This window comes from Shewanella sp. 10N.286.51.B8 (assembly GCF_041469325.1).
GTDB lineage: Bacteria > Pseudomonadota > Gammaproteobacteria > Enterobacterales > Shewanellaceae > Shewanella.
Genome location: NZ_JBFRKG010000010.1, coordinates 116033 through 121889, shown reverse-complemented (window position 1 = coordinate 121889; position 5857 = coordinate 116033). Strand labels below are relative to the sequence as shown.

The following is a 5857-nucleotide window of genomic DNA, read 5'->3' as shown; positions in this document are numbered from 1 at the left end:
ATGGAATTAGACCAGAACACTTTAAGTTGAGATTCTCAATTAGGCATCATTATAAGCCACTCTCTTTATAAACATAAATAGCTAACAGGGAGGGTAATTAGCGTACCTCTATAAACTCAGAATTCATCTTCAGAACAATAGATTGATAATCTGAATCATGAGTAAATAATTTTTTTTCATAGAAATAAGTTACATTTTTTGGTGAGCGTATAACAATCTACAGCAGCAATACTCGAAGAAACTGTCAGATTTTACGTAGCGACGCCTGCTTTTTGAGCGTTTTAAAGGTAGATTATTGTTTTTAAGTGTTTTTCATGCCAAAAGGGGAGTTATTAACAAAGTTTCTGGGTTCACAGAAATACAATAACGAGTTGATAAACTGGTTGTTAATGCTGTTATTTCTAGTTGTCACATTGCTTTAAAGGTATTATCTGGACTAGATAATACAGTAACAGTTAAAAAGAAAAACAACAGTTTGTTGTATGAGAGAACGATAGAAGAGTGAGTTTATATAAATTTTTAATCAGGTAGAAATAATTACTATCTGCTTTTTGAAAACTATTTCAGATTACAAAGTGTGTAATTAGCCCACAGACTGCAATATTACTTACTTGAGGTAAGCTTTATATGTCCTTGTTCATTGAAGAATATGAAACGTTGATAGTAATGATCGTATACAAAAATGGGGTGTGGAACTGAGGAGTCACGCATAAATTCATCGAATGCTTTCAAGTAATTAAGAGGCTGTGTCGAAGGTCAACAACTTTAAATGGTAAGTTAAAAGGTACAAGGATTGGTTGAATGTTTTTAATGCCTGTCATGATTTGCCCTTAAATCAGTTGACACTCTTTATTTTGAAACTCTGCAATTCGCCAATACAAGTTAGGTTCGCTCCTATGTTGTGGTCAACATTTTAACCACTACAGTTTGATTGGAATTTATATAAATAGAAGCTTAAGCCAAATTTGTTGGCAACCTATTGATATTAATACTAAAACAATGTACTGTGAATATCAATACTTATAATAGCCTCAATTCTGCCTTGCACTCATTAGGAAAATAAATGCGTACATCAAAAGTATTATATATAACTATCCTTGTACTAGTTATGTTTTCTGCCTGTCTTGCAGTATGGTTACATTATCAAAAAACAGGCATAGATTTACTAAGTTTTACAATTTCAACCGTAGGGTTGTGCATAGCTTTATTGGCCCTGTTTATCGCAGTCAGAACATATACATCAATTGATAGCGTAAATACTATAAGTAAAATGGAAGGGAATATTCTTGATAATGAAAACTATGTAACTTCACTTCCAGAGTTAGTCAATCGCTATAAATCTGAAGATGAAAAATTGCTAGATAAAGAGCTTTTCGAATCTATAGAGTACAAGTTAAAAAAAGAATCTCATACAGCTGTGCTATTTGCTGATACGTTGCAGTATATGATTGACCTAATAGTATTGTTTCCTGCCGTTTTTAATGCTTCTGAAATTGATAAAAAACAATACAAAAACCGTATGGCGAATATTTTACATAATGTAGATAAGCAGCGTGATATTTTACAATCTATAAGTAAAGGAAATTCAATTCAAATAACTGAGTCAATAAAGCTATTAAAAGCCGTTATTTCTTATCAAAGTTTTGTTGCAGATGGTAATTTTAATATTCATTCTGATCTTCTACATGTTAGAGGCCCTATACTTCGTAATCCTGTAACAAGAACAATTTATCATAATTATCTTGGTTTGTATTACAACAAGAAGGGGATGCATTTAATTAAATGCTCACTAAACATGGAAACTATAGATATCCTTTCTATCGATGGCCTTAATAAGGTCCAATCGAAAATTAATTCTATTTCACCATCAATCATTGAAGAAGTGAACATGTATTTGAGATCAGCATGCGAACAGTTCGATAGAGCGCTTACAATATCAAGTGAAGATATTATGTGGCCAGGATTTATTAATTATAACAAAGCTAGAACATTGTATTTTTTGAGTTTTCTTTCACAACCAACTGAAAGTTGGGAAAAGGCCATGGATAATTCTATTCAATCTCGCTCTAGGTTAAATCGCTTAATTGATGAAATATTAACTACAGATAGAATAAATTCTGTCAAAGTTATAGATACGCATTTAAGGACGTTCTTCCTTTACCAAGAAGAATTAGCACGCTTGGTAAAAGTTAACATATTGCTTTCCAAAAACACTCAAACCAGTAACTCAACACAAATCATGTATAAGGGCATAAACCTTGAAAATATACCGAAAAAAGCAATTGATAGCTTATTTAGTGAAATAAAAAGCTTTCCTACTATCAAAATATATCAAGAAAAATTTCTGAGAGGCTTGTAGGAAATAATGGCCCACGAAGCTAACAAAACTGCTGAGAGCTTCCCTTAAATAAGTAGCCTATTTGTAGTGGCTTAGTTAAATTGGCCATTTATTTGAAGGCAAACCTCAGTTAGCTTTTCCTATTTTAGCCATATTTATCGTGATGTAAACTAGAGTTTTTTAACATTAACCCTAAGAAGCTTTAGTCCAGAAATGGGTTAGAGGACTAGCTCATTTCTGCCCCAAAGTGGGTTGGCCTTGGAATGAAGGTTTGGCATTTTTTTGCTTTGTCTGGGTAGTGATTGGCGGAGTCTTTTTTGGAACGGGTGTTTGAAGGTGAACCTTCATAGCTATCAATCACCTGCGGTGAGCTTATGTGTAAACACTTCTGCGACACGCCGCAAGCACATCCTTGTGGGCTCTACGCCAGCATCCCTGCTGGCAAAGGCCGCAGCCGCGTTTACACTTGGGTTCTAACGTTTCTTCGATTAAGCTGCATTTGGTGTGAGTGGCGAGTAAAAAGCTAACGTGCTTTTGTCGGATAGACGACACTTGTTACCAAGTGCCGCCCTCCTAAGAACCCAGCGTGCAACTTTCACTGCACTAGGCTCAAACCTCCACAAAGGTATCGTTAGATACCCAGCAACTTATAAAGCAGTGAGAGCAGGTTCATTCCAAGAGTTACGAGCTTGCTTTTTCGATTTTCTCTTAGCCAGAGTGATGGCTGGATGATAATTTTTTTAGCTAGATAGATAAAATTTGATTTCGATCGACAAATGTATGGGGTTCTTTGATTACACTATTGTAATCAATTTATGGATGATTTGTTAACGAGAATGTGTGGGAGAGTTTAATGAAATATATATTGATCGTACCTCTTTTTTTGGTACTTGGTTCTCTGGTTGGTTGTGCAACGCTACATGATGAGCTTGTTGAAAACCCGACATTATCCACAGTTCAAAGAGTTGAACGCATCGCTGCTGAAACTCATTCAGATGTGTTTGATATTGACAACGAGACATGTACCTCTCTGCTCGAGTGCGCGGTATATTTAAATGATTATGAACTTGCTGAGTGGATAGTAAATAATATTAAGCTCCGACAATATTATATTGCCAGTGAGTGGAAATTTAAAAGCCACATCATCTACGCACCTCTAAGGTACAACCTATCGGATGCAGAAGCTAGCAGGTACTTTAAACTGTTTATTTCACATGGGTTTAATCCAAATGTTTGTGACTATGGTAGTGTCCGTCCCATTACCTATGCGTTTAAAAAAGGTTATATTGAATCGTTCAAAGTTTTATTGGCTGAATCAGATGTTTTATTAAATGGGCAAAAAAAACAACAACTCACTCATTGTGCTGATACGCGCCTCTATACCAATGACCTATTCCGGATGGATATTTCAAAAGAGTTACGTAGAGAGCTCTCAAACTCCGCAATATGGAAAGCGAGTAAGGGATCATTACTATCATCTATTATTCGAGTATATGACAAGGCGACCCCTTCTCAAGCAGAAATGCTGTTTTTGTTACTCGAAGCAATGAATGATCCTGATCAGGTATACATTTATCATAATACATACCGTTGTGATCATTACTCTAGCGATTCAGCCCTTGCTTATGCAAATTGCCTATCAAAAAACGAAGTTGTTAACCTCCTTATTGCATATTACTCGAGTACCAATAAATTTACAGACGATTATAGGCAATATGTATTTAGTAAAGCAGATCTCACAATTAAAGCAACACTTTCTGATGCCGAGCTCAGAGCTAAAAACGCTGAGATAGCGCGAGAAAATGAAGCGTACAGAAGAAAGCTTAAGAAGCAGTTTGATAAAGCGTTTAATGAAGAGCCAGCAAGTTATAATCTGAGTGAGTTTCGCTCTGTTTCTGAACAGTTAGGGACGGATAGTTTTTCTAATCTCGATGTCAATTCGTCCGCTATTCAAAATAGTAACAGGTTAGTAGATTTTGACTTTCACTTGTATGTAGATTCAGTCGGGGTGAAAGAAAAAACAGAGCAAGAGAAAACATATTTCGTGGGTGAGACCTGCAAAAGGTATCCGTGGGCTTCAACTTGTCAAAATAAGGTAAATAAACCGAATTTTGAAGAGGGCTACTGGGATTGTAATGTATTTGTTAAAGGTAAAAAAACGGCAGAAGTATCGCCAAAATCACAACGAGGCAAGGTTTGTGTAGAATAAAAAATGTTTGGGAGATTCATAGGTTTAAAACGTTAAGTTGTTGGTTTATTTGAGCCAATGTTGGGTGTCCCAAACCTTTGTATTCATAGAGAAATGGCAATTGAAAAAAGGGTTATGTGAAGCGCTTAACAAACGTAGTCACAAACGGGCGCTGCGTGGCCTGGACCTCAACCTCTGCACGGGTTTCCAAATTAACATGGCCACCCATTCTAGTTGGCTAAATGTTAAACACCCTACTAGGCTTTAGTTATTGCTCATTACTTGGTGATTGAAGATGGCCAGACCTAGAAAAACACTCGTGAGCTTAGAAGACACCCCTTACTATCACTGCTGTACGCGGGTGGTGCGCAAAGCATTTTTGTGTGGATTTGATAAGTCGACTGGTGATAACTATGAACATCGCCGAGAGTGGGTTGATTCGCGTATTATTGAATTGGCGACGATTTTTGCGATTGATATTTGTGCTTATGCCGTGATGAGTAATCATTTACATGTCGTGCTTAAAGTCGATGTGGATAAAGCCAAAGAATGGTCTGATATTGATGTACTTACCCAATGGCATAAATGCTTTAAAGGCAACTTGTTAACCCACAAATTTATTAAAGGTGAAGTGCTTAATGAGTTTGAATTCAAGACGGTTAATGATTGTATTGCGCTATATCGAGAACGTTTAACCGATATTAGTTGGTTTATGCGTTCCTTGAGTGAACCGATTGCGAGAATGGCCAATAAAGAAGATAAGTGTACAGGCCGTTTTTGGGAAGGGCGGTTTAAATCTCAAGCCTTGTTAGATGATGCCGCCGTACTCGCCTGTATGGCGTATGTTGATTTGAATCCAATTCGTGCGCAAATGGCTGCAACACCTGAAACCTCCGATCACACCAGTATTCAGCGTCGCATTAATTCAGCTATAAACGGTGAGCAACCAAAAGCGTTGCTTCCCTTTGTGGGCAATGAGCGTTTAGATATGCCCAATGGTTTAATGTTTAGCGTCAAAGATTACATTGTGCTGGTTGAAGATACTGGGCGGATTATTCGTGATGATAAACGTGGCGCCATCAGCGCGAGTAGTCAGGATATTCTCAATCGATTGAATATACCAGCTGAAAACTGGTTAAAAATCACCACTGAGTTTGGCGCTTTATTCAAAGGTGCGGTGGGGGCGTTGCCTGCATTAACAGATTATTGTGAGCATTTAGACCTAAAACGACGACAGGGCGCAGCTAACTGTCAGCGCTGGTTGTGCGCTTAATACACCATTTCTTAATTTCAAATAAAAGCATTTCCCACTTGATAGATATCAAGCTTTT

At 37.0% G+C, this 5857-nt stretch carries 3 protein-coding genes; all 3 read left to right on the top strand.

Annotation, left to right across the window (positions count from 1 at the left end; genetic code table 11):
* Nucleotides 1–1063 precede the first annotated feature (1063 nt).
* The 3 genes from AB4160_RS06160 (at nucleotide 1064) to AB4160_RS06150 (ending at nucleotide 5799) form a co-directional block, all read left to right on the top strand.
* A complete protein-coding gene (locus tag AB4160_RS06160) occupies nucleotides 1064–2359 on the top strand; it encodes a hypothetical protein (protein ID WP_372003907.1) in 1296 nt (431 codons plus the stop codon).
* 832 nt (nucleotides 2360–3191) lie between these two features.
* Nucleotides 3192–4547 (top strand): hypothetical protein, encoded by a 1356-nt coding sequence (locus tag AB4160_RS06155; RefSeq protein ID WP_372003905.1) that lies wholly within the window; start codon nucleotides 3192–3194, stop codon nucleotides 4545–4547.
* A gap of 274 nt (nucleotides 4548–4821) precedes the next feature.
* Nucleotides 4822–5799, top strand: a complete 978-nt coding sequence (locus AB4160_RS06150) for a transposase (protein ID WP_372003903.1) — start codon at nucleotides 4822–4824, stop codon at nucleotides 5797–5799.
* Nucleotides 5800–5857 lie beyond the last annotated feature (58 nt).

Coding starts and splice junctions, on each gene's coding strand:
- AB4160_RS06160 (WP_372003907.1), top strand. CDS start 1,064: ATGCGTACATCAAAAGTATTATATATAACTATCCTTGTACTAGTTATG.
- AB4160_RS06155 (WP_372003905.1), top strand. CDS start 3,192: ATGAAATATATATTGATCGTACCTCTTTTTTTGGTACTTGGTTCTCTG.
- AB4160_RS06150 (WP_372003903.1), top strand. CDS start 4,822: ATGGCCAGACCTAGAAAAACACTCGTGAGCTTAGAAGACACCCCTTAC.